This window comes from Roseivivax isoporae LMG 25204 (assembly GCF_000521865.1).
GTDB classification, from domain to species: Bacteria; Pseudomonadota; Alphaproteobacteria; order Rhodobacterales; family Rhodobacteraceae; genus Roseivivax; species Roseivivax isoporae.
On the sequence record NZ_JAME01000005.1, the window covers coordinates 44,683 to 71,000 of the forward strand.

Here is a 26,318-nt window from a genome sequence, read left to right on the forward strand (position 1 = left end):
ACGGGGTCAGCGCGCCAGCGCCTCGAGGTGCGGCGCCATCGCGGCGCGGACCTCTCGCGCGGCCTTCTCGCGCACCGGGCCGTAGCCGCGGATGTCCCTCGGGGCCGCCACGAGCGCCGCGCAGGCCTCGCGGGTCTCGGGCGTCACGCCCGTCTCCACCCGGTCGAGCACGTCCTCGAACCAGCCGAGCAGCGCCCGGTCGAGCCTGCGGTCGGCGTGGAGGCGGAACGGGTCGAACGCCGTGCCGCGGAGGCGCCGGGCGCGCGCCAGCCCGCGCAGCACCGGCGTGAGCCAGGGACCGAGGCGGATCTTGCGCGGCCGGCCCCGCGCGTCGCGTCCCAGCGGCAGGAGCGGCGGCGCCATGTGGTAGCTCAGCCGCGGCGTGCCCTCGAACCGCGCGGCGAGGGGGTCGGCGAAGGCCGGTCCGGTCATGAGCCGCGCGACCTCGTACTCGTCCTTGACCGCCATCAGCCGGAACAGCGACCGCGCGGCGTCCCGGACCAATTCGTCATCGGCCACCGCGGCCCGGAACCGGGCGATGCGCGTCTCGAACCGCCGCGCATAGGCCGCGTCCTGGTAGTCGGTCAGGAAGGCCGAGCGCCGCGCGATGATCTCGTCGAGCGTCTCGTCCCGGTCTGCCGCCGCCTCGGGCGGTGCCAGCCGCTCGGGGGCGGCCGCCATCACCCGGCCGAGGTCGAAGGCACGGCCGTTCTTCTCGACCGCGACCCCGTTCAGGAGGATCGCCTGCTTCAGCGCGACCTCGCTCACGGGCACGAGCCCCAGCTGCCACGCGAAGCCCAGCATCATCACGTTGGCGAACACCTGGTCGCCCATCAGCCGCTCGGACAGGGCGTTCGCGTCCATGGCCCGCAGGTTGTCCGCGCCCACCGCCGCGGCGATGGCCGCCTCGCGGGCGCCGATCCGGAGATCCGCGTCGCGGTCGAGGACGAGGTCGCCCGTGGGCATCGCCGCGGTGTTGAGCGCGACGCGCGTGCCCGTTCGGTAATGCGCCGACGCCTTGGGCGAGGAGCTGACCACGACGTCACAGCCGATCACCGCGTCGGCGGCACCGCGTTCGATCCGCACCTGGTTCAGCGCCTCGGGCGCAGCACCGAGCCGGATGTAGGACAGGACCGTCCCGAATTTCTGCGCGAAGCCTGTGAAGTCTAGGACCGACGCGCCCCGCCCCTCGAGATGCGCGGCCATGGTGACGAGCGCGCCGACCGTGACCACCCCGGTGCCGCCGACGCCGCCCACGAGCAGGTCGAACGGGCGCTCGAGCCCCGGCAGCGCGGGCGCCGGGATGTCCGCCATGAGCGCCCCCGGGTCGAGCGCCGCCCCGCGCATGTCGCGCTTCGCCCCCGACACCGTGACGAAGGACGGGCAGAAACCGTTCAGGCAGGAATAGTCCCTGTTGCAGGACGACAGGTTGATCCGGCGCTTGCGGCCGAAGGGCGTCTCGACCGGCTCTACGCTCAGGCAGTTCGATTCGACCGAGCAGTCGCCGCAGCCTTCGCAGACGAGCTCGTTGATCACCGGGATCGCCTCGGGCTCCGGCGCCTTGCCGCGCTTGCGGCGGCGGCGCTTTTCGGTCGCGCAGGTCTGCTCGTAGATCAGGACCGACACGCCGCGCTCGTCCCGCAGCTCCCGCTGCAGCGGATCGAGCGCCTCGCGCGGATGGAACGTCGTGCCGGGCGGGAAATCGCCGCGGCGGAACTTGCCGACGTCGTCGGACACGATCGCGATGCGCCGCACGCCCTCGGCCCGGCTCGACCACGCGATGCCGTCCACCGAGACGGGACCGTCCACCGGCTGTCCGCCGGTCATGGCGACGGCATCGTTGAACAGCACCTTGTAGGTGATGTTGGCGCCCGCCGCGATCGCCTGCCGCACGGCGAGCGAGCCCGAATGGTACCAGGTCCCCTCGCCGATGTTCTGGAAGATGTGACCCTTGCCCGAAAACCTCGAGGCGACCGCGTGCGGCACGCCCTCGCCGCCCATCTGCGCATAGCCGCCGGTGTTGCGGCCCATCCAGCTCGCCATCACGTGGCAGCCGATGCCCGAGAGCGCCCGGCTGCCCTCGGGCACCTTGGTCGAGCTGTTGTGCGGGCAGCCCGAGCAGAAATAGGGCGTCCGCGTCGCGCCCGCGACGTTCAGCACCGGCGGCTCCTGCGCGACCAGCGCCGCCGCCCGCTCGGGCAGGTTCTCCCCGGGGAAGAACGGCGCGAGGCGCTCCGCCACGATCGGCACGAGCCCGAGCGGCGAGAGCTCCCCGGTCCACGGCACGAGGTCGCGGGTCGCCGCGGCATCGTGCTTGCCCACCATCTTGGCCGGTTTCTCGCCCGGCCAGTCGTAGAAATATTCCTTGAACTGGCTCTCGATGATGCCGCGCTTCTCTTCGACGACGAGCACCCCCTTCTTGCCCTTCACGAAGGCGAGCGCGTCGCGGCGCGCCAGCGGCCAGACCATGCCCACCTTGTAGATGTCGATCCCGAGCCGCCGGCACGCCGCCTCGTCGAGGCCGAGCAGCCGCAGCGCCTCCATGAGGTCGAGATGGCCCTTGCCGGTGGTCACGAAGCCGTAAGCCGCTTCCTCGATGTCGTAGATCCGCCGGTCGATCGGGTTGGCCTCGACGAAGGCCTCGACCGCCCGCAGCTTGTGGCCGATCCGCGTCTCGATCCCGGGCGACGGCAGGTCCGAGGGACGCACGTGCAGCCCCCCGGGCGGCAGGACGATCGTGGGCAGGACAAAGCTGCGGTCGGCGGGCAGCGTGACCGACCGGCCCGATTCCACCGTCTCGGAGATCGCCTTGAAGCCGACCCAGGTGCCCGAATAGCGCGACAGCGCGATGCCGTACTCCCCGAAGGAGAGGTATTCCTCGACCGAGGCCGGGTTCAGAGTCGGCATGAACCACGTCATGAAGGCCACGTCGGACTGGTGCGGCATGGAGGAGGACACGCAGCCGTGGTCGTCCCCCGCCACCACCAGCACGCCGCCTTTCGCGGACGAGCCGTAGGCATTGCCGTGGCGCAGCGCGTCGCCCGACCGGTCGACGCCGGGGCCCTTGCCGTACCACATGGAGAACACGCCCTCGACCTCGCAGGCCGGGTCGAGCACCGCCTGCTGCGCGCCGAGGACCGCCGTCGCGCCCAGGTCCTCGTTGACCGCCGGCAGGAAGGTGATCCCGTTCTCGGCGCAGCGCCGGCTCTCGCGCCAGAACTCGAGGTCGAGCGCCCCCAGCGGCGAGCCACGGTAGCCGGACACGAACCCCGCCGTGTTCAGCCCCGCCGCGCGGTCGCGCCGCGCCTGGTCGAACATGATGCGCACCAGCGCCTGGGTGCCTGTCAGGAACACCCGCCCCTCCGTCATCTCGTAGCGGTCGGACAGGGCATAGCTGCGGAAATCGTGGCCCGGGTCGGACATGGCGGCTCCTCCTCCGCTCCATACTGACATGGGACGGACGCGGCGCCGTTCCAGATTTTTGACACATGGCGCCCGGAGGCGGTATGAGGTTTCGCAGATCTCCGCAGAATTGAAACAGGACTCCGCATGGAACTGGACGAGCGCGACCGCCGCCTTCTCGCGCTGATCGAGCGCGATTGCCGCGCGAGCCACGCGGAGCTCGCCGCGGCGGTGGGCATGTCCACCTCCGCCTGCTGGCGGCGCATCCGCGCCTTCGAGGAAGCGGGCGTCATCGAGCGTTACGGCGCCGTGCTGAACCCCGAGGCGATGGGACAGGCTTTTCACGCGATCGTGCACGTGCAGCTGACCCGGCACGACCCGGGCGCGCTCAAGGGGTTCCTCTCCGGAGTGGCCGCGCGTCCGGAGGTGCGCGAATGCTACGCGACGACCGGGCAGGCGGACTATCACCTGCGGGTCAGGACGACCGACATCGCGGCCTACAACCGCTTTCTCGAGGAGTTCCTGTTCGCGCTGCCCGCGGTGCGCGCGGCGCAGACCAACGTCGTCCTGCGGGACCTGAAGCGCTAGGCGGCGGCCCGCAGGCGGCCGGGCGCCAGCGCCGCGACCGTGGCGGGATCTAGCGCCGGCTGCCGACCGGTCAGCAGCGCACCCGCCAGCGCGCTGAGCGCGGGCGCGGTCTGGATGCCGTAGCCTCCCTGCCCCGCGAGCCAGAAGAACCCCTCCGCCGCCCCGTCGAAGCCCACGACCGGCGTGCGGTCGGACGCAAAGGTGCGCATGCCCGCCCAGGACCGCAGGACTCGCGTCACGGGTTCGCTCACCGCCCGCGCGTAGCGGTCGAGCCCCTCCGCCAGCACCATGTCGTCGGGCCAGACGTCGTGCGGTGCGACCGGATCCTCGTCGGCAGGCGACACCATCAGGCGCCCGGCATCGGGCTTGGCATACCAGGTCTCGGAGACCGCGGCGAAGACCGGCCAGGAACCGATATCGTGCCCCCCGGGCGCCGGCAGCAGGGCCGCCGACCTCCGGCAGGGCACGAGGCCGATCCGCGGAACGCCCGCGGTCTCGGCGAGCGTGTCGGCCCAGCCCCCCGCGGCGTTCACCACGACCGGCGCCTGCCACGTGCCGCGCGGGGTCTCGACGCGCCAAACGCCGCCCGCCCGCGTGATCGCGGTGACCGGCGTGCCGCCCTCGATCGTGCCGCCGCGCGCCTTCAGCCGCCGCACGTAGCCCTGCAACAGCCGGTCCACGTCGATGTCCCGCGCCGCGGCCTCGTAGAGCGCGGCCGCGATCCGCTCGGGGCGCAGGATCGGCACGAGACGGGCCGCCTCGTCCCCGGTCAGCCGCTCGAGGCCGTCCGACCCCTCCGCGTACTCCGCGAGCGCGTCGAGCTCGTCTTCGTCCGCGAGCAGGAGCTCGCCCCGTGGCGACAGGAGCGGGCCGTCGGTCAGTTCGCCCGGCGCCTCGAAGACGGGTTCCGACGCGGCATTGAGCGCCCGCAGCACCGCGTTGCCGTAATTGCGGATGAAGATCGCCGCCGACCGCCCGGTCGCGTGCATCCCCGGCCGCGCCTCGGCCTCGAGCACGCAGACGCGCGCGTCGTCCGCCGCCTCGGCGGCCGCACCGATGCCGGCGATCCCGCCGCCGATCACGAGGATGTCGCAGCGCGCCATGACGTCAGAGCTTCACCTGGTGCTCGCGCTGCCCTGTGAACCCCATGGGGATCGAGAACGTCGCGCCCGCCAGCGGGTCGTCGGCCCCTGCCCCGTCGGCGGCGGAGGTGGCGAAGAGCGTGGTGTAGTCCGGGCCGCCGAAGGCCGGGCACGAGATCTGGCCTGCAGCGAAACCCGCCGCGGTCATGAACCGTCCGTCAGGGCTGTAGCAGGCGACGCGCCCCGATCCCCATTGCGCGTTCCAGAGATTGCCCTGCGTGTCCACCACCGCGCCGTCGGGCCGGAGCCGTTCGCCCGACAGGTCGACGAACACCTTGGGGTCCTCCGCCGGCCAGCCGTCCGCGTCCAGCGCCACGCGGTGGATCTTCATCTCGGGCGTGTCGGCGAAATAGGCATAGGCCCCGCCCGGGGCAAAGCAGATGGCGTTCGTGATGGTCAGCTCGCCGAAGAGCTTGCGCAGCTCGCCGCGGTAAAGCCGGTAGATCGACCCGAGCCCCGGCGAGGCGTCCTTGGCCATGGTCCCGATCCAGAACCCGCCCCAGGGATCGGCGCGTCCGTCGTTCGACCGCGTCTCGGGCACGTCCGCCTCCAGCGCGACGACGCGCTCCTCCGCGCCGGTCGCGGTGTCGAAGGTGAAGAGGTCGGTCTCGGACGCGATCAGCAGGCGCCCCTTGTCGAGCCAGCCCGCCGCCGACACGTGCCGGTCGAACTCCCAGGACTGCTCGCCCTTCTGGTCGCGGCGGTAGAGCCGGCACCCGAGGATGTCGAACCAGTAGAGCGCCTCCTCCCACGGGTGCCAGAGCGGCCCCTCGCCGAGGCTGCACAAGGTGTCGCTGAAGATGAGATGCGCCATGGGAGCGTGCTCCTGTCCTGCCCTGTCGCTGGCCTGCCCGGGACCGTGGCCCGCGGCCGGGCGGCATGCGTGCGGGGCATAGTCTGGGCGAAAGCGCCGGGCTTGGCCAGAGCCCGCGGGCTCCCCCGTCCGGTCAGTCGAGCGGCACGAGGTCGACGGTGTGGCGCGTCGCAGCGCCGCCGGCCGAACGCACCGCGCCCTTGACCGGCGCCACGTCGGAATAGTCGCGTCCGACCGCGACCGCGATGTGCTCGGCGCCGACGATCAGGTCGTTGGTCGGGTCGTATTCGACCCAGCCCGTCTCGGTCCCGCACCAGGCCCGCAGCCAGGCGTGCATCGCATCCGCCCCCTCGAGCCGCGGGCGGCCCGGCGGCGGTCGCGTGCGCAGGAACCCCGAGACGTAGCCCGCGGGGATCCCGAGGCTGCGCAGCGCCGCGATCATGATGTGGGTGAAGTCCTGGCAGACGCCGTGCCGCGCGGCGAAGGCCTCGCTCGGCGCGGTGTTGACGTCGGTGGCGCCCGAATCGAAGCGCATGTGACCGTGCAGCGCCCGGCCGACCGCGCGCACCGCCGCGAGCACCGGCTCGCCCGGCGGCAGGCAGTCGCGCGCGAAATCCGAGATCGCGGCATCGGGCTCGACCCGCGGGGAGGCGCCGAGGAAATGGTGCGGCCGGTGCGGCTCGAGCCCGCGCTGGCCCGCGATCTCGGCCGGCAGCCGGTCGAGGAGCGGCGTCAGGTCAAGGCTCGCGGCCGGCTCGGTGCGGTCGACGCGCGCGCGCACCTCGATCTCGAGCCGCTTCGCGGGGCGCTGGTGCACCACCTCCGTCAGCACGTTGCCGAAGAAATCGCGCCGGTCGGTCATCACGTCGGGATCGGGCAACACGGAGATGCGCGCCTCGAGCACCTGCTGCACGCCCGCGATCTGCCGCGGCATCACCCGCAGCAGGTTGCGCATGAGCGGCGCCGGCTGGGCGTAGTCGTAGGCAATGCCGAGAGTCAGGTCGTAGCGCATGATCTACACCAGGTAGGCGGCGGTCAGCCGCTCCGACAGTTCCACGAGGCTGGTCTGCAGCGCGGCGAGCCCCTTGGCGTCGAGTTCCTCGGGCTCGGCGGTGGCGAGCCGCGTCTCGATCCGCAGCGCCGCGCGCATGACATGCGACAGCTCCCCGTTGACCTCGGCCCCCGGCAGTTCCGAGACGAGCGACAGGATCCGGCTGACCTGGTAGCGCACCGACCGCGGGTTGCGGTGGTCGAGCGCCAGCAGGTCGATCACCGTGTTGCGATTGGTCTCGATCTGGTAGCGGCGGCGGTGGGTCATCACGCTGTCGCCGACCTCGATGGCGATGTCGAAACTGCCCTCGGGCGCCTCCGGGCTGGCGAAGTCGCGCAGGATCCCGGTCATGTTCTGCGCCCTCTCCATCGCGCGCCCGATCGACAGGAACCGCCAGCCGGCGAAGCGGTACATGTTGTCGTGCACGAGGCCGGAGAATCCCGCCGCCCCGCGCAGGAGCTGGCCCAGCGCGCGGCTCGCCTCGTCGCCGGGCTGCACCCGCGCGGCGATGTCGCCCAGTTCCTCGCGCAGGACCTGCAGCGCGGTCCAGCCGTCGATGGAAAAGCGGTCGCGCACCTTGGCGGCGCAGCGGATCGCGCTGTCGAGCGACTGCGTCACGGCCCCCGGAACCCCGATCTCGGAGGGCACGCCGAGACGGCGCAGGTGCGCGCCCGCCCGCGCCACCCGCGGGTCGTCCTCGCGCCCGGTCTCGGCGAGGCGCAGGTTGTAGGCGCGCACGAGGCGGATCAGGTTCTCGGCTCGCTCCACGTAGCGGCCGAGCCAGTAGAGGTTGTCGGCCGCGCGGCTCGGCAGCAGGCTGTCCGAGGCGCGCTGGAACGTCTCCTGCGGCGCGGCCAGCGTCTCGGGCGGGACGTCGCGGTCTGACACGATCCAGACGTCGGCGACACGCCCGCCCCGCCGCAGCGCCAGGGCGGTGGCGTCCTCGGAGGGCCCGATGCGCGCGTAGCCCCCCGGCATGACGCGCCAGCCCTCGGCGGTGCGCGCGGCGAAGACGCGCAGCATCACCGGCCGCGGGCGGAACGCCCCATCCTCGTGCACCGGCGTCGTCGACAGCGCGACCGCCTCCTGTCCCACGAGATCGCCCGCCCGCGCCCGGACCCAGGCGCGCGGGTCGAGGTCGCGCCCGTCCTGGAAGCGGCCCGCGATCACCGTGTCGTCGGTGGTCTCGAACGGCAGGTCCTGGCTCAGCGCCGGACCCACCATCATGCGTGACAGGTTCTCCGCCACGTAGTCGCGCTCGGCCTGCTGGCCGCACCACCACGTGGCGATGTTGGGCAGCGCCAGGGGCTTGCCCTGCAGCGCCCGCGCGATGCGCGGCAGGAAGGCGAGGAAAGCCCGCGTCTGCACGATGCCCGAGCCCAGCGCGTTCGCCATCGCCACGTGGCCGCCGCGGATCGCCCCCGCGAGCCCCGGCGTGCCGAGCTGCGAGCCGCCGTCGAGCTCGAGCGGATCGGCGAAGGCCGAATCGAGCCGCCGCCACAGCACCGAGACGGGCTTCAGCCCCGCCACCGTGCGCACCATCACGCGGCCGTCGACGACGCGCAGGTCCTCTCCCTCGAGCAGCATGAGGCCGAGATAGCGCGCGATGTAGGCGTGTTCGAAATAGGTCTCGGTCCCGAGGCCCGGCGTCAGGATGGCCATCCGCCCCTCGAGCGACGCGGCCGACCGCTGCAGCGCCGAGCGGAACGACCGGAAGAACCCCGCGAGGCGGTGGATCGTGCCGTGCTCGAACGGGTCCGAGAAGGCGCGCATGGTCGCCACCCGGTTCTCGAGCGCGAAGCCCGCGCCGGACGGCGCCTCGGTCCGGTCGCCGAGGACGAACCACGACCCGTCCGGCGAGCGGCCGAGCTCGAAGGCCACGAAGTGCAGGTAGTGGCCCGAGGGCGGCCGCGCCCCCACCATGGGCCGCAGCCATGCCGGGTTCTGCGCCACGAGTTCGGGCGGCAGGAACCCGTCGCGCACGAGGTCGCCGGGACCGTAGAGGTCCGCGACCACGCGCTCGAGCAGTTCCGCGCGCTCGACCAGCGCGGCCGAGATGTCGGTCCATTCGCTCTCTGGCAGCAGGACCGGCACGTGCGACAGGGGCCAGTCACGCTCTGCCGGCCCGTCGTCGCGGTACTGGCGGAAGAACACGCCGGCATCGCGCAGGTAGCGGTCGCCGCGGGCGAAACGGCGCGCGACGTCCTCGGGCGAGAGCCGGGCGAAACGGTCGAGGAAGGGCTGCCAGACCGCGCGCACCCGGCCGTCCGGCCCGATCATCTCGTCCGCCACCCCGGGCGGAACGGCATAGTCGGCGATCAGCGCCGCGACGTCGCGCGATGAGCCGGTCCCGTCGTCCATGGCGTCACATCCCCGCCGGCCGGCGCAGGTCCAGCGTCATGGGAAACTCGGGATGCGGCGTCTCGGTGCCCGGCCGGTAGGTTCCCGGGACGTGGCCGTGCGGTTCGAACCGGGCGAGCCTGCGCGCCTCGGCCTCGTTGCCGTTGATCGGGAAGGTCTCGTAGCTGCGCCCGCCGGGATGCGCCACGTGGTAGCGGCAGCCGCCGAGCGCCCGGCCCGTCCAGGTGTCGTAGACGTCGAAGGTCAGCGGCGCGTGTACCGGCACCGTCGGGTGCAGCGCCTCGGCGGGCTGCCACGCCTTGAAGCGCACGCCGGCGACGGCGACGCCCGAGGTGACGGTCGGTCGCAGCGGCACCTGCCGCCCGTTGCAGGTCACCGCGTAGCGACCGGGGTTCTGCGTCGTCAGCTGCACCTGCAGCCGCTCGACAGAGCTGTCGGTGTAACGCACCGTCCCCCCGATCGCGCCGCGCTCGCCCAGGACATGCCACGGCTCGAGCGCCTGCCGCAGCTCGAGATGGGTGCCCTCGTAGTCGACCTGCCCGCAGAACGGGAAGCGGAACTCGGCCTGCGCCTCGAACCAGAGGGGATCGAGCGCGAAGCCGTGCGCGCCGAGATCGCGCAGGACGTCGAGGAAATCCTGCCAGAGATAGTAGGGCAGCATGAAGCGGTCGTGCAGCTCTGTCCCCCAGCGCACCGGCCGTCCCGACACCGGCGCCTGCCAGCACCGGGCGATGATGGCGCGCAGCAGAACCTGCTGCGCGAGGCTCATCTTCGGATCGGGCGGCATCTCGAAGCCGCGGAACTCCACGAGGCCGAGCCGGCCGGTCGGCCCGTCCGGCGAGTAGAGCTTGTCGATGCAGATCTCGGCGCGGTGCGTGTTGCCGGTCACGTCGATCAGGATGTTGCGCAGCAGCCGGTCGACGAGCCAGGGCCGCGGCGGCGGGCCCGAGTCGGGCGCGGGGATGTTGGCCAGCGCGATCTCGAGCTCGTAGAGGCTGTCGTGGCGCGCCTCGTCGATCCGCGGCGCCTGGCTGGTCGGCCCGATGAAGAGCCCCGAGAACAGGTAGCTGAGCGAGGGATGCCGCTGCCACATCAGGATCAGCGACTTCAGCAGGTCGGGCCGCCTCAGGAACGGCGAATCGTTCGGCGTGGCGCCGCCCACCACCACGTGGTTGCCCCCGCCCGTGCCGGTGTGCCGGCCGTCGATCATGAACTTGTCGGCGCCGAGCCGCGTCTTGCGCGCCTCCTCGTAGATCGCCTCGGTGGTGGCGACGCAATCCTCCCAGCTGTGGGCGGGGTGGATGTTCACCTCGATCACGCCTGGATCGGGCGCGACGCGGATGACGTTGAGCCTCGGGTCCTGCGGCGGCCCGTAGCCCTCGATGTGCACGGGCAGGTCCAGCCGCTTCGCGGTCCGCTCTGCCGCCGCCACGAGGTCGAGGTAGTCCTCGAGGCTTTCGACCGGCGGCATGAAGACGCAGAGCTTGCCGTCGCGCGGCTCGACCGACAGCGCCGTGCGGACGGCGCCGCCGACCGGCGCCAGTTCCTGCTCGATCACGGTCTGGACCGGACCCACGGGCGCGGGCGCCGAGACCGGCTGCGGACGGTCGCCGACCTGCTCGGGCCCGTGGTCGTAGTCGGGCAGCGGCCCGCGCTCGACCGTGGGGTCGGTCACATAGGTGTAGGGATACTGCGCGGGCGGGATGTAGGGCAGCGACCCGAGCGGGATGCGGTAGCCCACCGGGCTGTCCCCCGGCACGAGGAAGACGCGGCCACGGCGCAGGCGCCACTTCTCGGACCGCCAGCGCCGGCCCTCGGCCTTGGACTGCCAGGCCTGGATCGGCAGCACGTAGCCCGTGGGCTCCGTCAGGCCGCGGTCGAAGACGGTCGCGATGCGGTGCCGTTGCTCGGGGTCCTTCAGCTTCGAGTTCTCGGGGCTCACGTTCTCGGGCAGGTTCGCTTCCTTCAGGATCCATTCCGCCGGATCCTCGAAGGCGGGCAGCACGAAGTCGGGTTCGAGCCCGAGCTCGTCGGCGAGCGTGGCGAGGTAGCTGCCCGCCTCCTGCGCGCCCAGCTCGGTGCTGCCCGCCTCCTGCGCGACGAGGCTCTCGTCGGACCAGATCGGTGCGCCGTCGCGCCGCCAATAGAGCGAGAAGGTCCAGCGCGGCAGCGTCTCGCCCGGGTACCACTTGCCCTGCCCGTAATGCAGGAAACCGCCGGGCGCGAAGCGCGTGCGCAGCCGCCGGATCAGCCGGTCGGCAAGCCCGCGCTTCATCGGCCCCACGGCCGCGGTGTTCCACTCCGCGCTCTCGTAGTCGTCGATCGACACGAAGGTCGGCTCGCCGCCCATGGTCAGCCGCACGTCGCCCGCCTGCAGCGCCGCGTCGACCTTGTGGCCGAGCGCGTTGAGGTCCTCCCACGCCGCGTCCGAGAAGGGCTTGGTGATGCGCGGATGCTCCGCCACCCGCGTCACCTTCATGTCGAAGTCGAAGGTGGTCTGCACCGGTCCCGCGGCGGTGAAGCCTCCGGCGATCGGCGCGGCGTTGCGGTAATGCGGCGTCGCGGCCAGCGGGATGTGGCTTTCCCCGGCCAGGAGGCCGCTCGTCGGGTCGAGCCCGATCCAGCCCGCGCCCGGCACGTAGGCCTCGACCCAGGCGTGCAGGTCGGTGAAGTCGTGGTCGGTCCCAGAGGGCCCATCGAGCGCCTGCAGGTCGGGCTTGAGCTGGATCAGGTAGCCCGACACGAACCGCGCGGCGAACCCGAGATGCCGCAGCAGGTTCACGAGCAGCCACGAGCTGTCGCGGCACGACCCCGACCCCTTCTCGAGCGTCTCCTCGGGGGTCTGCACGCCGGGCTCCATCCGGATCAGGTAGGTGACGTCCGCGGCGACGCGCGCGTTCAGCCCCACCAGCATGTCGACCGTGCGCTGCCGCGCGCGGCTGACGCCCCCCACGTAGTCGGCAAAGCGCGGCCCGGTCTCCACCGGGCGCTTGTAGATCGCGAGGTCGTCCGCGAGATCGGCAGGGTAGTCGAACGGGTAGGTCTCGGCGCTGTCCTCGACGAAGAAGTCGAACGGGTTGTAGACCGACATGTCGGCCACGAGATCGACCTCGATGCGGAACTCGCGCACGGGCTCCGGAAAGACGAATCGCGCCAGCCAGTTGCCGTAGGGGTCCTGCTGGTGGTTCACGAAATGCGGCTCGGGCCCGACCTTCAGCGAATGCGAGATGACGCGCGTCCGGCTGTGCGGCGCCGGCCGCAGGCGCACGATCTGCGGACCGAGCGTCACGTTGCGGTCGTAGCTGTACTGCGTGAGGTGATGGATGCTTGCGTGGATGGCCATGGTGCCGACAGGTCTTTCGCGGGTTGCGTCAGCACCAAATCAGGGAAACGCCCGCAATGCACGCCACTTTGCGGGCGGCGCGCCCGCCGGACGGGCAGAGCGCCGCATGGATGGGCGTTTTCGCCACAGCGCGGCGATCAGGCGTCCCGCACCTGTCCGTCGCACCCGAACAGCACCTGCCCCGCGGTCGCGTCCGCGGTCTGCGCGCTTTCGAGCGGATCGTGCGCCTCGGCGCGTTCCAGCGAGCCCGCCCAGTGGCCGAGCCCGATGAGCGCGGCGAGCAGCGCCGCCTTGCACAGCGTGAAGTTCCGCACCGCCGGGTGGCGCAGATACGGGGTGTAACGGGTCGTCATCGTCAGCCTCCGAAAACTGAACCGATCAGTTCAAAACTATCCGGAATCCGTGTTACAGACAACTCACATCTGCTCGGGGTGGCAGGGTGCCGCGTGCGCTGCGCTTTGCGCTTGAACGGGCGCGCGGGCCGATGCTAGATGATCGGCGTCGCGGGTGTAGCTCAATGGTAGAGCAGGAGCTTCCCAAGCTTAAGACGAGGGTTCGATTCCCTTCACCCGCTCCAGATGCCCCCCTCAGGAACAGCCCGACAGCGCGAACCGCATGGCGGCCTCCATCCCGCCCGTCCGGAAGACGTTCATCGGGGCGCCGTCGACGATCCAGCGCACCTCGCCGCCCGCCGCCATGGCCGCGCCGAGCGCCGGGTCGAGCGGGAACGACACCGTGCCGCCGCGATCTCCGTAACCGTCCAGCACGAAGGTCCGCCCGCCGGCCTCGAGGGTCACGCGCCGGGGTGCGCCGGGTTCCAGCAGGACCGGGTTCAGGTGGCCCGACGGCGTGCCGTCGTCGGCACAGTGCAGCCCGAACGCCATGCCGTTGCGGCGATCGACGCTGCGCGCCACGGGCACGAGGAAATGCTCGGTCCGGTGCCGCAGGCCCCAGTCCCCCGCATGGCCGTCGTTGATCATGCCCGGCTGCGGCCGCACCGGGCCGCCGGGCTCGGGGCCGGTGCCGCAGATGTGATGCACCTGCGCATAACCCGGATCCGCGGCGCTGCCGGGAATGGTCGCGACGACCCGCGCCGCGTCGGCCCGCCCGCCCGGATGCACGACGATGTCGACCGGCGCGCCCGCCGCCAGGAGGTCGAGCAGCAGCTCCTGCCCGTCCCAGCGCGCGGCAAGGTGCATCGGGTCGCCCCCGCTTGCGAGGTCCTCGTGGAACCGTGTGCGGAACGACTCACCGTCCAGCCGCACGTGCACGTCGTCGCCGGGCCCGAAGCCCGCCACGCCGACCTGCAGCGCCGGTGCCGTCACCCCGAGCGCGAGCCCCGGCAGCTGCGGGCCGCAGGCGAGCGTCATGCTGACGCCGTCGCGGTCCATGTAGAGCGCCGCGGCGAAACCCATCGCGCTTTCGGGCACGATGGAGGTCCAGCGCCCCGGCACGATGCCGGCCGAGGCCAGCGGGTCTGCGTCCTCGGGCGCGGGGGCCGCGGCGGGCGCGGCAGGCTCCGCCGGCGCCGCGGGAGCCGGGGCCGCGGCAGGAGCCGGCGGCTGGGGAGGGGCGGAAGGCGCCGCCACGCCCTGTGCGGCGACCGTCCGCACCGCGTCGAGGGCGCCGCCGGTCCAGTTCCAGTGCCGCGTGCAGGGACCGCCCCCCGGGCAGGCGCCGCCCGGCACGGTGGTCTCGAACGCGTGGTCCGCGCCGGGACCGGGCACCGCCCAGCCGAGCGCGAGGATCGGCTGCGGAAAGCTGCCCGGCCGCCACGTGGACGAGGCATAGACGTCGAGCGTGCACATCTGCATGCCGCAATAGCCGCCGCCGCGGCCCACCGCCGGGTTCGCACAGGTGACACGCGACCAGTCGAGCACGAAATCGGGCGCATCGTCGCCGTCGATGCGCACCTCAGCGATCGCGCCGTCCGCGTCGAAGGGCCCGCGGCACGCCTCTTCGATCCGCGCGCGCGGCACCGCGGGCCCGAGACCCGACGCATCTGCCGCTGCCACCGGGGCGCCCGCCCCAGCGCCGCCGCAGGCGGCCAGAACCTGGCCGATGGCGGCGCTCGACCCGCGCAACCCGAAGGTGAAGAAGCGGTCGTTGACGTCGCCGCGGACGCTGACGGACCGTCCCGCCCGCAACGCCTCGAGCAGGCCGTCGCCCGCATCCATCCGCCACCACGCCACGTGCCCGAGCGGCTCGAAGGTCCCCTCGCGCGAGAAGTCGCGGCCATCTACCGACAGGGCGACGCGGCCCTGCCGCGTGTCGCCCGCATGCAGCAGGCCGTCGGCGAAGTAGACCATCGCGGTGCCGCCGCTGCAGTCGACGCCGAACTCGCTCTGCGCGCCGGTGACGGTGCCGTAGACCCAGGCCACGTTGTCCTGGAATTCGGTCTGCGCCGCGTAGGACCAGGCATCTGTCGGCGCCTGCGCCGGCGATGGTCCCGGCACGATCGCCAGGACGAGGGCGGTGGCGAGCGCCGCGCTGCGGATCATGGGAATCAAATCCGGTGCTGCTGAAATCGCGACGACATTCGCCCCCGCCAGGCGCGCCGGTCAAGCCTGTGGCGGACCCGGCATTTCCGCAACGTCTCGCGCAATCGTGGCAGGCGCGGGTGTCGACATGGCCGGGCCCGGCGGCATAGCTGTCCGCGAACCGCCCAACAGCCCCACCGGACCGCCCCCTTGATGACCCTGACGCACCCCCTCCGCCTGCTGATCCTGCTTGCCGCGATGGCCCTTTCGGCCTGCGGCGCCGCCCCGCGCGAGACCCCTGCCGCCGCCGACCCCGCCGAGATCGCGGAACTGCGGCAGGCGATCCTGGCGCTCGGCCCCGACATCGACCCCGAGGAGGCCGACCGCGCGGCGCGCGTGGCCTATACCTATCCGCTGCAGCTGCGGCAGAGCTACGGCGTCACCGACAGCGCCATCGTGCACAACATCAAGGTCAACAACGGCACGCGGCCGCGCGGGCTGTGCTGGCACTGGGCCGACGACATGGAGGCGCGGCTCGACCGCGAGAACTTCCGCACGCTCGAGCTGCACCGCGCGATCGGCAATGCCGGCATCCCTTTCCGCATCGAGCACAGCACGGTGATCGTCAGCGCCCGCGGCGAGGACATGTTCGACGGCCTCGTGCTCGATCCCTGGCGCTGGGGCGGCGACCTCTACTGGGGTCCGCCCGCCGAGGACGACCGCTACCGCTGGGAGCCGCGCCAGACCGTGCTCGCGCGCAGCGGCCGGCTGATCTACGAGACCGAGGCGCAGGCGGCCGCGGCCGGGTTCGGCGGTCCGCAGGTGGTGAACTAGGCCGGTCAGGCCGTGGCGGCGATGCGGCGCGCCAGCGTCGCGACGCCTGCCCGCACCTCCGCACGGATGCGCCCCTCGCGCGGCGCGTCGCGCAGCGTCGACAGAAGCTCCGGCCCCGGCGGGCCCTTCCGGGCCCAGGCGAGCCGGCCCAGCACCTCGGCCGCCTCCGCGGGCAGGCGGTCGGGAATTTCCTGCCCCGACAGCGTCGCCCAGACCCCGGACCAGAGCCGCGCCACCGTCCAGGGGTTGTAGCCCCCGCCGCCCGAAACGATCATCCGCGGCGCAAGCGGGCGCAGGGCCGCGACGGCGCGCCAGTGCGCGCGGTTCGAGAGCGCGAGCCGCGACAGCGGGTCCTCGGTCACCGCGTCGGCCCCGCATTGCAGGAAGATCGCGTCGGGACGGAACGCAGCGACCGCCGGAAGGATCACGCCCTCGAGCACCAGCGCGAACTCGTCGTCGTGAAACCCCTTCGGCACCGGCAGGTTGAAGGCCGCGCCGCCCGCCGTCTCGTCGATCCGGCCGGTGAAGGGCCAGCGCCCGGCCTCGTGCACCGACACGAGCCGCACCGAGTCCGAGCCGTCGAACGCCGCCTCGACCCCGTCGCCGTGATGCGCGTCGATGTCCACGTAGGCGACGCGCCGGCATCCCTGCGCCAGGAGCTGCCGGATCGTTAGCACCGGCTCGTTGAGAAAGCAGAAGCCCGCCGCCCGGTCGGGAAACGCATGGTGGGTGCCGCCGCCCGGGTTGTACACGACACCGCCCCCGCGCACGAGCGACGCGGCCAGGAGCCCGCCGCCGGCGGCGGTGGCGGGCCTGCGGAACATCTCCGGGAAAACCGGGTTCGACAGCGTGCCGAGCCCGTGGCGCGCCCGCACCTCCGGGTCGACCGCCTGCGCCGCCTCGGCCGCCTGCAGCGCCGCCACGTAGTCGGGCGTGTGGAACGCCTCGAGCGCGCGGGGCTTGGCGCGCGGGCTCGTGCGGTAGGACGCGTCGGGCAGCCAGCCCATCGCCCGGCAGAGGTCGATCACCGCCGGCACGCGCTCGATCGACAGCGGGTGCAGCCGGCCGTAGCGCGAGCCACGGTAGATGGTCGAGCCGATGAAGAGCGCGCCGCCTGTATCCATGCGCGCGGACCTAAGCCTGCCCGCCACCTGCGCAAGCCCGCCCCCGCGTTGCCCTTTCCGGGACGGCGTCGTAGAGGGCGGGACATGTCGTCGCACGGACATCTCCTCCGCCTCGCCCTCACCCTGTTCTTCCTCGCGCTGGGCGGCGCGGGCGGCGCGCTCGCCGACCTTGCCAGGCTGCCGATGCCGTGGCTCCTCGGCAGCCTCGCAGTGACCGCGGTGGCCGTCGGCACGCTGCGGGCGCCGCCCCTCGCCGCCTACCGCTTTCCGCAGGAAATCCGCGCGGCCTTCGTCGCGCTCATCGGCGTGATGATCGGCACGCAGGTGACCCCGGAGCTGTTCCGCGATCTCGCCACGCTGCCTTACACGCTCGTGGCGCTCGCCCTCTTCGTGGTGCTGGCCCATGCGGGAAACACGCTGATCTTCCAGCGGATCGGCGGCTATGACCGCGCCACCGCGTTCTATTCGGGCACGCCCGGCGGGCTCATGGAAAGCATCGCCTTCGGCGAGGGCGCGGGCGCCGACGTGCGGCTCCTGACGATGCAGCAATTCCTGCGGATCATCCTCGTCATCACGCTCGTGCCGACGGCGGTGTCGATCTGGACGGGCGGGCCCGTGGGCAGCGCGGCGGGCGTCGTGCCGGGGGCCGAACTCGGCCCGGTCGAGGTGCAGGACCTCGCCGTGATCGTCGCGGCGGCGGCGGCCGGGCTCTGGATCGCGCGGTTCATCCACCTCCCGGCGGCGCAGATCATGGGGCCGCTCCTGCTGTCCGCGGTCCTCACGCTCACCGGCCGGGTCGACCTGCACCTGCCGTTCTGGCTGATCGCCACCGCGCAGGCGGTGATCGGCGTCGGCCTCGGCATGCGGTTCGCCGGGGTGACGGCGCGCATGGTGGGCCGCTGCCTGTGGCTGTCGATCCTGTCGGTGGCGTTCATGCTGGCGCTCGGCTCGGCGCTCGCGATGGCGCTCTGGCAGCTGACCGGCATGGGGCTCCTGCAGCTGCTCCTGAGCTTCGCGCCGGGCGGCGTGACCGAGATGTCGGTGATCGCGCTCGGGCTCTCGGCCAGCCCCGCGCTCGTCAGCCTGCACCACGTGCTGCGGATCCTGATGACCGTGGCCGAGCTTAGCGTCGCCTCGCGGCTTCTCGGCCTGCGCGGACCCGAGGCCCGGGAAGAAGCCGACTGACACTATCCCCCGGATGCGGAAACGCCCCCGCGGCAACCCGCGGGGGCGTTCCTGTTCCGTCCGATCCGGCCGAAAGCTCAGCCCTGACCCTTCTCCAGCGCGTCGAGGCGCGCCTTCAGCGCGTCGTTCTCCTCGCGCGCCTTCTGGGCCATGGCGCGGACCGCGTCGAATTCCTCGCGCGTGACGAAGTCGCGGTCGGCGAGCCAGCGGTCGATCATGCCCTTCATCGCCGTCTCGGCCTCGGCGCGGGCCCCCTGCGCCACGCCCATCGCGTTGGTCATGAGCTGGCTCAGGTCGTCGAATACCCGGTTGCGCGTCTGCATGGCGGTCTCCGTTGTGTTACCTCGGTCTATATGGCCCCTCGGCCCGCCGCTCTCAAGGTTGACTTCCCCCCGCGACCGCCACAGACATGCCGTCGATGCTTGCCGCGATCCCGTTCCCGCCCCTCTCTCCCGAGCTCTTCACCGTCTCGATCGGCGGCCTGGAGTTCGCGCTGCGCTGGTATGCGCTGGCCTACATCGCCGGCATCCTGATCGGCTGGGCGCTGGCCGTGCGCGCGGTGCGCCGCCCGACGCTCTGGCGGAACGACACCGCGCCCATGCGCCCCGAGGATGTCGAGGCGCTGATGACCTGGGTGGTGCTCGGGGTGATCGTCGGCGGGCGGCTCGGCTTCGTTCTGTTCTACCAGCCGGCCTACTACCTCGCCAATCCGTGGCAAATCCCGATGATTTGGCAGGGCGGCATGGCCTTCCATGGCGGGCTCATCGGCGTCACGGTCGCTTTCCTGCTGTTCTGCCGCCGGATCGGCGCGCCGGTCCTGCCGACCGCCGACATGATGGCGCTGGCAACGCCGCCGGGGCTCCTGCTCGGGCGGCTCGCGAACTTCGTCAACGCCGAGCTCTGGGGCCGGCCGACCGACCTGCCCTGGGGCGTGATCTTTCCGGGCGACCTCGCGCAGGCCTGCGGCCAGGCCGCGGGCACGCTCTGCGCGCGTCATCCCTCGCAGCTCTACGAGGCGGCGCTCGAGGGGCTGCTGCTCGGGGGCGTGATCCTCTACCTCGTCTTCGCCCGCGGCGCGCTGAAGCGGCCGGGGCTGGTGACCGGCGTCTTCGCGGCGGGCTACGGGCTCGCGCGGTTCCTGGTCGAGTTCGTGCGCCAGCCCGACATGCAGTTCCAGGAGCCGGGCAACCCGCTGGGGCTGGCCTGGCACGTGAACGGCTGGGGACTGACCATGGGCCAGATCCTGTCGCTGCCGATGATCGCGCTCGGGCTCTGGCTGATCCTGCGGGCCCGCCGCGGGTCGCGCCCGCAGGCGGCATGACGGCGCTCGCCGCGCATCTCTCGCGACAGATCCGCGCCAGCGGGCCCATCAGCGTCGCCGACTACATGGCGGCCTGCCTCCTGCATCCCGACCACGGTTATTACGCAACCCGCGATCCGCTTGGGCGCGCCGGCGACTTCGTGACCGCGCCCGAGATCAGCCAGATGTTCGGAGAGCTGATCGGCCTCTGTCTCGCGCAGGCATGGCGCGACCAGGGATCGCCCGGCGAAATCGTGCTGGCCGAGCTCGGCCCCGGCCGCGGCACGCTCATGGCCGACGCGCTGCGCGCGGGCGCGCGCGCGCCGGGCTTCGCCGAGGCCGCCCGCCTGCACCTCGTCGAGGCGTCACCCGCCCTGCGCGCGGTCCAGGCCGACACGCTCGCGGCGGCCGGTCCCACCTGGCACGACCGCGTCGACACGCTGCCCGACGGTCCGCTCTTCCTCGTGGCGAACGAATTCCTCGACGCGCTGCCCGTGCGCCAGTTCCAGCGCGACGGTGCAGGCTGGCGGGAACGGGTCGTGGGCCTCGACGGCGACCGGCTGGTGCCCGGGCTGTCCGGCGCCCTGCCCCGACCCGAGCTCGCGCACAGGCTTCAGGACACGCGGGACGGCGACGTGGTCGAAACCTGCGCGCCCGCCGCCGCCGTCGCGGCCGCGATCGGCGCCCGGATCGCGCGGCACGGCGGCGCCGCGCTCTTCATCGACTACGGCGACTGGCGCAGTCTCGGCGACACGCTGCAGGCGCTCGCGGGCCACGCCTATGCCGATCCCTTCGCCGCGCCCGGCGCGGCCGACCTGACCGCCCACGTGGATTTCGAACCGGTCGCGGCCGCGGCCCGGCCCGCGACACACACCCGCCTCACGCCGCAGGGCGTGTTCCTCGAACGGCTGGGCATCACCCAGCGCGCGCAGGCGCTTGCGCGCGGACTGGACGGTTCCGCCCTCGACGCGCATGTGGCGGCGCATCGCCGGTTGACCCATCCGGACGAAATGGGGACGCTCTTCAAGGTCCTCGGATTCGTGCCCGAGGGCGCCGAACCGCCGCCCGGACTGGACGCATGACGCTCGAAGTGATCACCGCGACCGCGCTGCAGCCGCTGCGCCACGGGTTCTTCACCCGCCGCGGCGGGGCGTCCTCGGGCGTCTTCGCCGGGCTCAACTGCGGCACCGGCTCGACCGACCAGCGCGAGATGGTGTCGATCAACCGCGCGCGCGTGGCCGATGCCATGGGCGTGTCGCCCGACAACCTCGTGACGCTGCACCAGGTGCATTCTGCCGAGGTCGTGACCCTGTCCGCCCCCCTCAACGGAGCGCGTCCGCGGGCCGACGGGCTCGTGACGGCGACGCCCGAGATCGCGCTGGCCGTGCTGACCGCCGATTGCCAGCCGGTCCTCTTCGCCGATGCCGAGGCGGGCGTGATCGGGGCAGCCCATGCGGGCTGGCGCGGCGCGCTCGACGGCGTGCTCGAGGCGGTCGTCGAGGCGATGATCCGGCTCGGCGCGCGGCGCGAGGCCATCCGCGCGGTGGTCGGCCCCTCGATCAGCCAGCGCGCCTACGAGGTGGGCCCGGAATTCTTCGACACGTTCCTCGCCGAGGATGCCGCGAACGCCCGGTTCTTCGCCAATGGCAGTGGCGATCGGCTGCATTTCGACCTTCCGGGCTTCGGCGTCGACCGGCTGAGGCGGGCGGGCGTGCACGCGGAATGGACGCGCCACTGCACCTACGAGGATGCCGGGCGGTTCTTTTCCTACCGCCGGGCGACCCATGCGCGCGAGGCCGATTACGGCCGCCTGATCTCCGCCATCCGGCTCTGAACGCGCGGGCCGCTGCGCACGCGTCCCCGCGAATTGTGACAGCCCGGCAGGCCCGGCGCCTCGATTCGGCGGGGCCGTCTGCCGGAATGTGGCAGGATCGGTGCCGCGCCGCCGACAATGCCGCCCCCGAGGCCCGCATTGGCCGGCATCGGCCGCCAATCCCGCGCGGATTTTGACAGTCTCCACGGTTTGCCGCCAATTCTCGCATCACGCAGCCGCAATGTCCGTCTGTCGTTGTTGGTGGGGGCCAACACGGATGTGACCAAACCTTCGGGAGAGGATCACATGACCATCACAGCAACCGTACGGTCGGATATCGGCGCCGCGCTGTCTCCGTCGGGTCAGCCGGGCCTTCTTGGTCGCCCGGAGGGGCGGCCTCGTCGCGCACCTTCTCTCATGCGTCGCTACGAGGCCGCCGCGCTCATGCCCGACCTCGGCGTGGCCTGGAGCACCCACACCGCCCCCGCCATTCCCGCCTTCGAGGAGGCGACCTCGGCCTTCGCGCGCGGCACCCTCGTCCAGACGGTGGGCGGCCCCGTGGCGATCGAGGACCTCCTGCCCGGCGACTATGTCGAGACTGCCCGCGGCCCGGAACCCGTCATCTGGATCGGGTCGACCACCTTCGTGCCGAACGCGCCCGCGGGCGAGACCATGCTGACCGGCCTCACCCGGGTCCTGAGCGAGGGTTTCGGCGCGGCGCGGCCCGCGGCCGACATCGTGCTCGGCCCTGCCGCGCGCATGGTGGTCGAGAACGGCCGCCTCAGGACCCTGATCGGCCAGAGCCGCGTGCTGGTGCCGGTGTCGCATTACGCCGACGGCGACCGGCTCCTGCCCATCACTCCTGCGGGATCGGTCCAGCTCTATCACCTGATGCTGCGCCGGCACGGCACCATCCGCGTCTCGGGCATCGAGGTCGAGACCTACCATCCCGGCACCGCCATCAAGCGGCAGCTGGGCGACGCGCTGGCCGACCGGTTCCTTGCGATGTTTCCGAACGTCGAGCGGTTCGACGATTTCGGCGACCTGTCCCTGCCGCGCACCACCCGCGAGGTGCTGGACGGCCTGTCGCTGCGCTGATCCCCGCGGCAGCCCTCAGGCCGACCGCGACAGCCGTTCCTCCAGCACCTCGAAGGGCACGCCCGGCTCGTCCTTGGCGCCCCGGATCACCAGCGACGTCTTGACCGAGCCGACATTCGGCGCGGTCAAAAGCTCGGACGTGAGGAAGGTCTGGAACGTCGAGAGATCGGGCGCCACGCATTTCAGGATGAAGTCGACCTCGCCGTTCAGCATGTGGCACTCGCGCACGAGCGGCCAGTTGCGGCAGCGGGTCTCGAAGGCCGAGAGATCCGCCTCGGCCTGGCTCTGCAGGCCTACCATGGCGAAGACCTGCACCTCGAAGCCCAGTTCGCGCGGGTCGACGTCCGCATGGTAGCCGCGGATGAAACCCTGCTCCTCGAGCGCGCGCACGCGGCGCAGGCAGGGCGGCGCCGAGATGCCGACCCGCTTTGCGAGTTCGACATTCGTCATGCGACCGTCCTCTTGCAGTTCGGCGAGAATCTTGCGATCGATCGGGTCGAGGCGATGTCCCGGCATCTGCGTCTCCTTGGCATGCGTTCGGATACTTACTTCGCAGCGCAGGGAGACGCAATAAAGTTTCAACACAATATAACAATGTTGCGGCACGATGCCGTATCGCGCAGCAACGTGCAGCCGCACCGCGGTCGCATGGCCGCCCTGCCCCGGCTGCACGGCCCTTCCACCTGCGCGCTTTGTCGCCTATATGCGTCCGACACCCGAAACGGAGGACGCCGCCCATGTCCGACACGCGCCGCACCAAGGTTCTCATCATCGGCTCCGGCCCCGCGGGCTACACCGCGGGCATCTACGCGAGCCGCGCCATGCTGGAACCGATCCTCGTGCAGGGGATCGAGCCCGGCGGACAGCTGACCACCACGACCGAAGTCGAGAACTGGCCCGGCGACACCGAGGTCCAGGGCCCCGACCTCATGGTCCGGATGGAGGCGCATGCCCGCGCCATGGGCACCGAGATCATCGGCGACTACATCACCTCGCTCGACCTCGACAGCCGCCCCTTCAAGGCGCAGGGCGACAGCGGCACGACCTACGAGGCCGACGCGATCATCCTCGCCACCGGCGCCCGCGCCAAGTGGCTGGGACTGCCGTCCGAGGAGAAGTTCAAGGGTTTCGGCGTCTCTGCCTGCGCGACCTGCGACGGCTTCTTCTACCGCGGCCAGGAGATCGTCGTCGTGGGCGGCGGCAACACCGCTGTCGAGGAGGCGCTGTTCCTGACGAACTTCGCCTCCAAGGTGACGCTGGTCCACCGCCGCGACGAGCTGCGGGCCGAGAAGATCCTGCAGGACCGTCTGTTCAAGAACCCCAAGATCGAGACGCTGTGGCACCACGCGCTCGAGGAGGTGGTGGGCACCGAGAGCCCGCTCGGGGTCGAGGGCGTGCGCGTGAAGGACGTGCGCACCGGCGAGATCACCGAGATCGCCGCCAAGGGCGTGTTCATCGCGATCGGCCACGCGCCGGCGAGCGAGCTCGTCGCCGACAAGCTCGAGACCCACATGGGCGGCTACGTCAAGACGAAGCCCGATTCGACCGAAACGTCGATCCCGGGCGTCTTCGCCGCGGGCGACCTCACCGACCACAAGTACCGCCAGGCCGTCACCAGCGCCGGCATGGGCTGCATGGCCGCGCTCGAGGCCGAGCGCTGGCTCGCAGAACAGGGTCTCGACGAGGGCAAGGACGAGACCGAGCCCTTGGGCTACGGCGCCCCGGTCGACGCGGCGGCCGAGTAGGCCCGCCGCGCCCGGGCATGCGGCACCGGGTGACTCTTGCCGTTGCTGCAACGCAGCAATTCGCTCACGACAAGGCAGACCCGCCGCTATTCCCTTGAAACGTGTATCGCGGCGGGGCTAAAGGCCGCGACAACGGCGCCCTGCGCCGTCCTGCTGCCCCTTGCGTAGAGAGCCATTGCATGACCTTCCAGAACCTCGCGCCCATCCCGGAACTCTTCGTCTCGTTCGAGAGCGCCCAGAAGCTGAAGGTCGAGGCGGGGAACCTGACCTCGCATGACCTGACGCCGCGCCAGATCTGCGACCTCGAGCTCCTGATGAACGGCGGGTTCCACCCGCTGAAGGGCTTCCTCTCCGAAGCCGACTACGACAGCGTGGTCGAGAAGATGCGGCTGTCCGACGGCACGCTCTGGCCGATGCCGATCACGCTCGACGTGACCGAGAAGTTCGCCGAGGGGATCGAGGTCGGCCAGGACATCGCGCTCCGCGACCAGGAGGGCGTCATCCTCGCCACCATGACGGTCACCGACAAGTGGGTGCCGAACAAGGTGCGCGAGGCCGAGAAGGTGTTCGGCGCCGACGACAGCGCGCACCCGGCTGTGAACTACCTGCACAACACCGCCGGCAAGGTCTATCTCGGCGGCCCGATCACGGGCATCCAGCAGCCGGTCCACTACGACTTCCGCGCCCGGCGCGATACGCCGAACGAGCTGCGCGCGCGCTTCCGCAAGCTCGGCTGGCGCAAGGTCGTGGCCTTCCAGACCCGCAACCCGCTGCACCGCGCACACCAGGAACTGACCTTCCGTGCCGCGCGCGAAAGCCAGGCGAACCTGCTCATCCATCCCGTGGTCGGCATGACGAAACCCGGCGACGTGGATCACTTCACCCGCGTGCGCTGCTACGAGGCTGTGCTCGACAAGTACCCTGGCTCGACCACGACCATGAGCCTGCTGAACCTCGCCATGCGCATGGCGGGCCCGCGCGAGGCGGTCTGGCACGGCCTCATCCGCAAGAACCACGGCTGCACGCACTTCATCGTCGGCCGTGACCATGCCGGCCCGGGCAAGAACAGCCAGGGCGAGGATTTCTACGGTCCCTACGACGCGCAGGACCTGTTCAAGGAATACCAGGACGAGATCGGCATCGAGATGGTGCCCTTCAAGCACATGGTCTACGTCCAGGAACGCGCCCAGTACGAGCCCAACGACGAGATCGCCGACAAGGATGACGTCACCATCCTGAACATCTCGGGCACCGAGCTGCGCCGCCGCCTGCAGGAGGGTCTCGAGATCCCCGAATGGTTCTCGTTCCCCGAGGTGGTCGCCGAACTGCGCAAGACCAAGCCGCCGCGCTCGCAGCAGGGCTTCACCGTGTTCTTCACCGGCTTTTCCGGCTCGGGCAAGTCGACCATCGCCAACGCTCTGATGGTCAAGCTGATGGAGATGGGCGGCCGCCCGGTGACGCTGCTCGACGGTGACATCGTCCGGAAGAACCTGTCCTCCGAGCTCGGCTTCTCGAAGGAGCACCGCGACCTCAACATCCGGCGCATCGGCTACGTTGCGTCCGAGATCACCAAGAACGGCGGCATCGCCATCTGCGCGCCGATCGCGCCCTACGCGGCCACCCGCCGCGCCGTGCGCGAGGAGATCGAACAGTACGGCGCCTTCGTCGAAGTGCACGTGGCGACCTCGCTCGAGGAATGCGAGCGCCGCGATCGCAAGGGGCTCTACAAGCTCGCCCGCGAGGGCAAGATCAAGGAGTTCACCGGCATCTCCGACCCCTACGACGTGCCGCAGAACCCCGAGCTCAGCGTCGACACCGAAGGCCAGGAGGTCGACAACTGCGCCCACCAGGTGGTGCTGAAGCTCGAATCGATGGGTCTGATCGCCGGCATGTGATCTCGGCCCGCCAGGATCGCTTCGAGCCAGCCCGAACCCGACGCATCGTGCGCCCTCGCAGCCAGCTGCGGGGGCGCCGTGCTGTCCGGCGGCGGACATGTCGGCAGTGAACTGCGGGACCCGGCCGGCCCGTCAGACGGCCA

Annotated in this window: 20 protein-coding genes and 1 tRNA gene; 10 read left to right on the forward strand and 11 right to left on the reverse strand. The window is 71.6% G+C overall.

Annotated elements, in window-relative coordinates:
* Positions 1 to 6: 6 nt before the first annotated feature.
* Positions 7 to 3,423, reverse strand: a complete 3,417-nt coding sequence (locus RISW2_RS04250; protein ID WP_043767127.1) for an indolepyruvate ferredoxin oxidoreductase family protein — start codon at positions 3,421 to 3,423, stop codon at positions 7 to 9.
* A 126-nt stretch (positions 3,424 to 3,549) separates the two neighbouring features.
* Here RISW2_RS04250 and RISW2_RS04255 point away from each other — a divergent pair, with 126 nt between their 5' ends.
* Positions 3,550 to 3,990, forward strand: coding sequence for an Lrp/AsnC family transcriptional regulator (locus tag RISW2_RS04255; protein ID WP_043767128.1), 441 nt, complete (start codon positions 3,550 to 3,552; stop codon positions 3,988 to 3,990).
* On the opposite strand, the gene RISW2_RS04260 is transcribed toward RISW2_RS04255, so the two are convergent.
* The 6 genes from RISW2_RS04260 to RISW2_RS04285 all read right to left on the reverse strand — a co-directional run bounded on the left by RISW2_RS04260 (position 3,987) and on the right by RISW2_RS04285 (position 13,054).
* Positions 3,987 to 5,093: an NAD(P)/FAD-dependent oxidoreductase gene (locus RISW2_RS04260; RefSeq protein ID WP_043767130.1), complete on the reverse strand. Its 1,107-nt coding sequence runs from the start codon at positions 5,091 to 5,093 to the stop codon at positions 3,987 to 3,989. The genes RISW2_RS04255 and RISW2_RS04260 overlap by 4 nt on opposite strands.
* Before the next feature lie 4 nt (positions 5,094 to 5,097).
* Positions 5,098 to 5,946: an SMP-30/gluconolactonase/LRE family protein gene (locus tag RISW2_RS04265; RefSeq protein ID WP_043767131.1), complete on the reverse strand. Its 849-nt coding sequence runs from the start codon at positions 5,944 to 5,946 to the stop codon at positions 5,098 to 5,100.
* Between the two features lie 133 nt (positions 5,947 to 6,079).
* A complete protein-coding gene (locus tag RISW2_RS04270; protein WP_043767133.1) occupies positions 6,080 to 6,958 on the reverse strand; it encodes a transglutaminase family protein in 879 nt (292 codons plus the stop codon).
* 3 nt (positions 6,959 to 6,961) lie between these two features.
* Complete coding sequence (locus RISW2_RS04275) at positions 6,962 to 9,358, reverse strand: circularly permuted type 2 ATP-grasp protein (RefSeq protein WP_043767134.1); 2,397 nt, start codon at positions 9,356 to 9,358, stop codon at positions 6,962 to 6,964.
* A gap of 4 nt (positions 9,359 to 9,362) precedes the next feature.
* A complete protein-coding gene (locus RISW2_RS04280) occupies positions 9,363 to 12,701 on the reverse strand; it encodes a transglutaminase family protein (RefSeq protein ID WP_043767136.1) in 3,339 nt (1,112 codons plus the stop codon).
* Between the two features lie 137 nt (positions 12,702 to 12,838).
* A complete protein-coding gene (locus RISW2_RS04285; protein ID WP_043767137.1) occupies positions 12,839 to 13,054 on the reverse strand; it encodes a hypothetical protein in 216 nt (71 codons plus the stop codon).
* A 150-nt stretch (positions 13,055 to 13,204) separates the two neighbouring features.
* Here RISW2_RS04285 and RISW2_RS04290 point away from each other — a divergent pair.
* Positions 13,205 to 13,278, forward strand: a tRNA-Gly gene (locus RISW2_RS04290).
* Between the two features lie 10 nt (positions 13,279 to 13,288).
* On the opposite strand, the gene RISW2_RS25445 is transcribed toward RISW2_RS04290, so the two are convergent.
* Positions 13,289 to 15,202: a hypothetical protein gene (locus RISW2_RS25445; protein WP_043767139.1), complete on the reverse strand. Its 1,914-nt coding sequence runs from the start codon at positions 15,200 to 15,202 to the stop codon at positions 13,289 to 13,291.
* A 192-nt stretch (positions 15,203 to 15,394) separates the two neighbouring features.
* Here RISW2_RS25445 and RISW2_RS04300 point away from each other — a divergent pair, with 192 nt between their 5' ends.
* Positions 15,395 to 16,015, forward strand: a complete 621-nt coding sequence (locus tag RISW2_RS04300; RefSeq protein WP_051491794.1) for a hypothetical protein — start codon at positions 15,395 to 15,397, stop codon at positions 16,013 to 16,015.
* Positions 16,016 to 16,020: 5 nt separating this feature from the next.
* Here RISW2_RS04300 and RISW2_RS04305 read toward each other — a convergent pair whose 3' ends face one another.
* Positions 16,021 to 17,139 carry an acetoin utilization protein AcuC gene (locus RISW2_RS04305; RefSeq protein WP_043767141.1) on the reverse strand — a complete coding sequence of 373 codons (1,119 nt, stop codon included), beginning with the start codon at positions 17,137 to 17,139 and terminating at the stop codon, positions 16,021 to 16,023.
* Between the two features lie 84 nt (positions 17,140 to 17,223).
* Between RISW2_RS04305 and RISW2_RS04310 the strand changes: the two genes are divergently transcribed.
* Complete coding sequence (locus RISW2_RS04310; RefSeq protein ID WP_043767143.1) at positions 17,224 to 18,324, forward strand: AbrB family transcriptional regulator; 1,101 nt, start codon at positions 17,224 to 17,226, stop codon at positions 18,322 to 18,324.
* 77 nt (positions 18,325 to 18,401) lie between these two features.
* Here the strand turns inward: RISW2_RS04310 and RISW2_RS04315 are convergent, their stop codons facing one another.
* The gene (locus RISW2_RS04315) at positions 18,402 to 18,647 is read right to left on the reverse strand and encodes an accessory factor UbiK family protein (protein ID WP_043767145.1); all 246 of its coding nucleotides are present in this window, start codon (positions 18,645 to 18,647) and stop codon (positions 18,402 to 18,404) included.
* Between the two features lie 95 nt (positions 18,648 to 18,742).
* Here RISW2_RS04315 and lgt point away from each other — a divergent pair, with 95 nt between their 5' ends.
* The 4 genes from lgt to RISW2_RS04335 all read left to right on the forward strand — a co-directional run bounded on the left by lgt (position 18,743) and on the right by RISW2_RS04335 (position 22,535).
* On the forward strand, positions 18,743 to 19,645 hold the full coding sequence (gene lgt / locus RISW2_RS04320; RefSeq protein WP_043767392.1) for a prolipoprotein diacylglyceryl transferase: 903 nt from the start codon (positions 18,743 to 18,745) through the stop codon (positions 19,643 to 19,645).
* Entirely contained in the window at positions 19,642 to 20,706 is a 1,065-nt protein-coding gene (locus RISW2_RS04325) for a class I SAM-dependent methyltransferase (protein WP_043767147.1), read from the forward strand. Before lgt ends, RISW2_RS04325 begins: the two co-directional genes overlap by 4 nt.
* Positions 20,703 to 21,458: a peptidoglycan editing factor PgeF gene (gene pgeF, locus RISW2_RS04330; RefSeq protein WP_043767149.1), complete on the forward strand. Its 756-nt coding sequence runs from the start codon at positions 20,703 to 20,705 to the stop codon at positions 21,456 to 21,458. The genes RISW2_RS04325 and pgeF overlap by 4 nt, the downstream gene beginning before the upstream one ends.
* Positions 21,459 to 21,854: 396 nt before the next feature.
* Positions 21,855 to 22,535 (forward strand): Hint domain-containing protein, encoded by a 681-nt coding sequence (locus RISW2_RS04335; RefSeq protein ID WP_043767151.1) that lies wholly within the window; start codon positions 21,855 to 21,857, stop codon positions 22,533 to 22,535.
* A gap of 15 nt (positions 22,536 to 22,550) precedes the next feature.
* On the opposite strand, the gene RISW2_RS04340 is transcribed toward RISW2_RS04335, so the two are convergent.
* Positions 22,551 to 23,051 (reverse strand): Lrp/AsnC family transcriptional regulator, encoded by a 501-nt coding sequence (locus tag RISW2_RS04340; protein ID WP_043767153.1) that lies wholly within the window; start codon positions 23,049 to 23,051, stop codon positions 22,551 to 22,553.
* A gap of 221 nt (positions 23,052 to 23,272) precedes the next feature.
* Here RISW2_RS04340 and trxB point away from each other — a divergent pair, with 221 nt between their 5' ends.
* Positions 23,273 to 24,280 (forward strand): thioredoxin-disulfide reductase, encoded by a 1,008-nt coding sequence (gene trxB, locus RISW2_RS04345; RefSeq protein WP_043767155.1) that lies wholly within the window; start codon positions 23,273 to 23,275, stop codon positions 24,278 to 24,280.
* Between the two features lie 179 nt (positions 24,281 to 24,459).
* On the forward strand, positions 24,460 to 26,175 hold the full coding sequence (locus tag RISW2_RS04350; protein ID WP_043767157.1) for a bifunctional sulfate adenylyltransferase/adenylylsulfate kinase: 1,716 nt from the start codon (positions 24,460 to 24,462) through the stop codon (positions 26,173 to 26,175).
* Positions 26,176 to 26,318 lie beyond the last annotated feature (143 nt).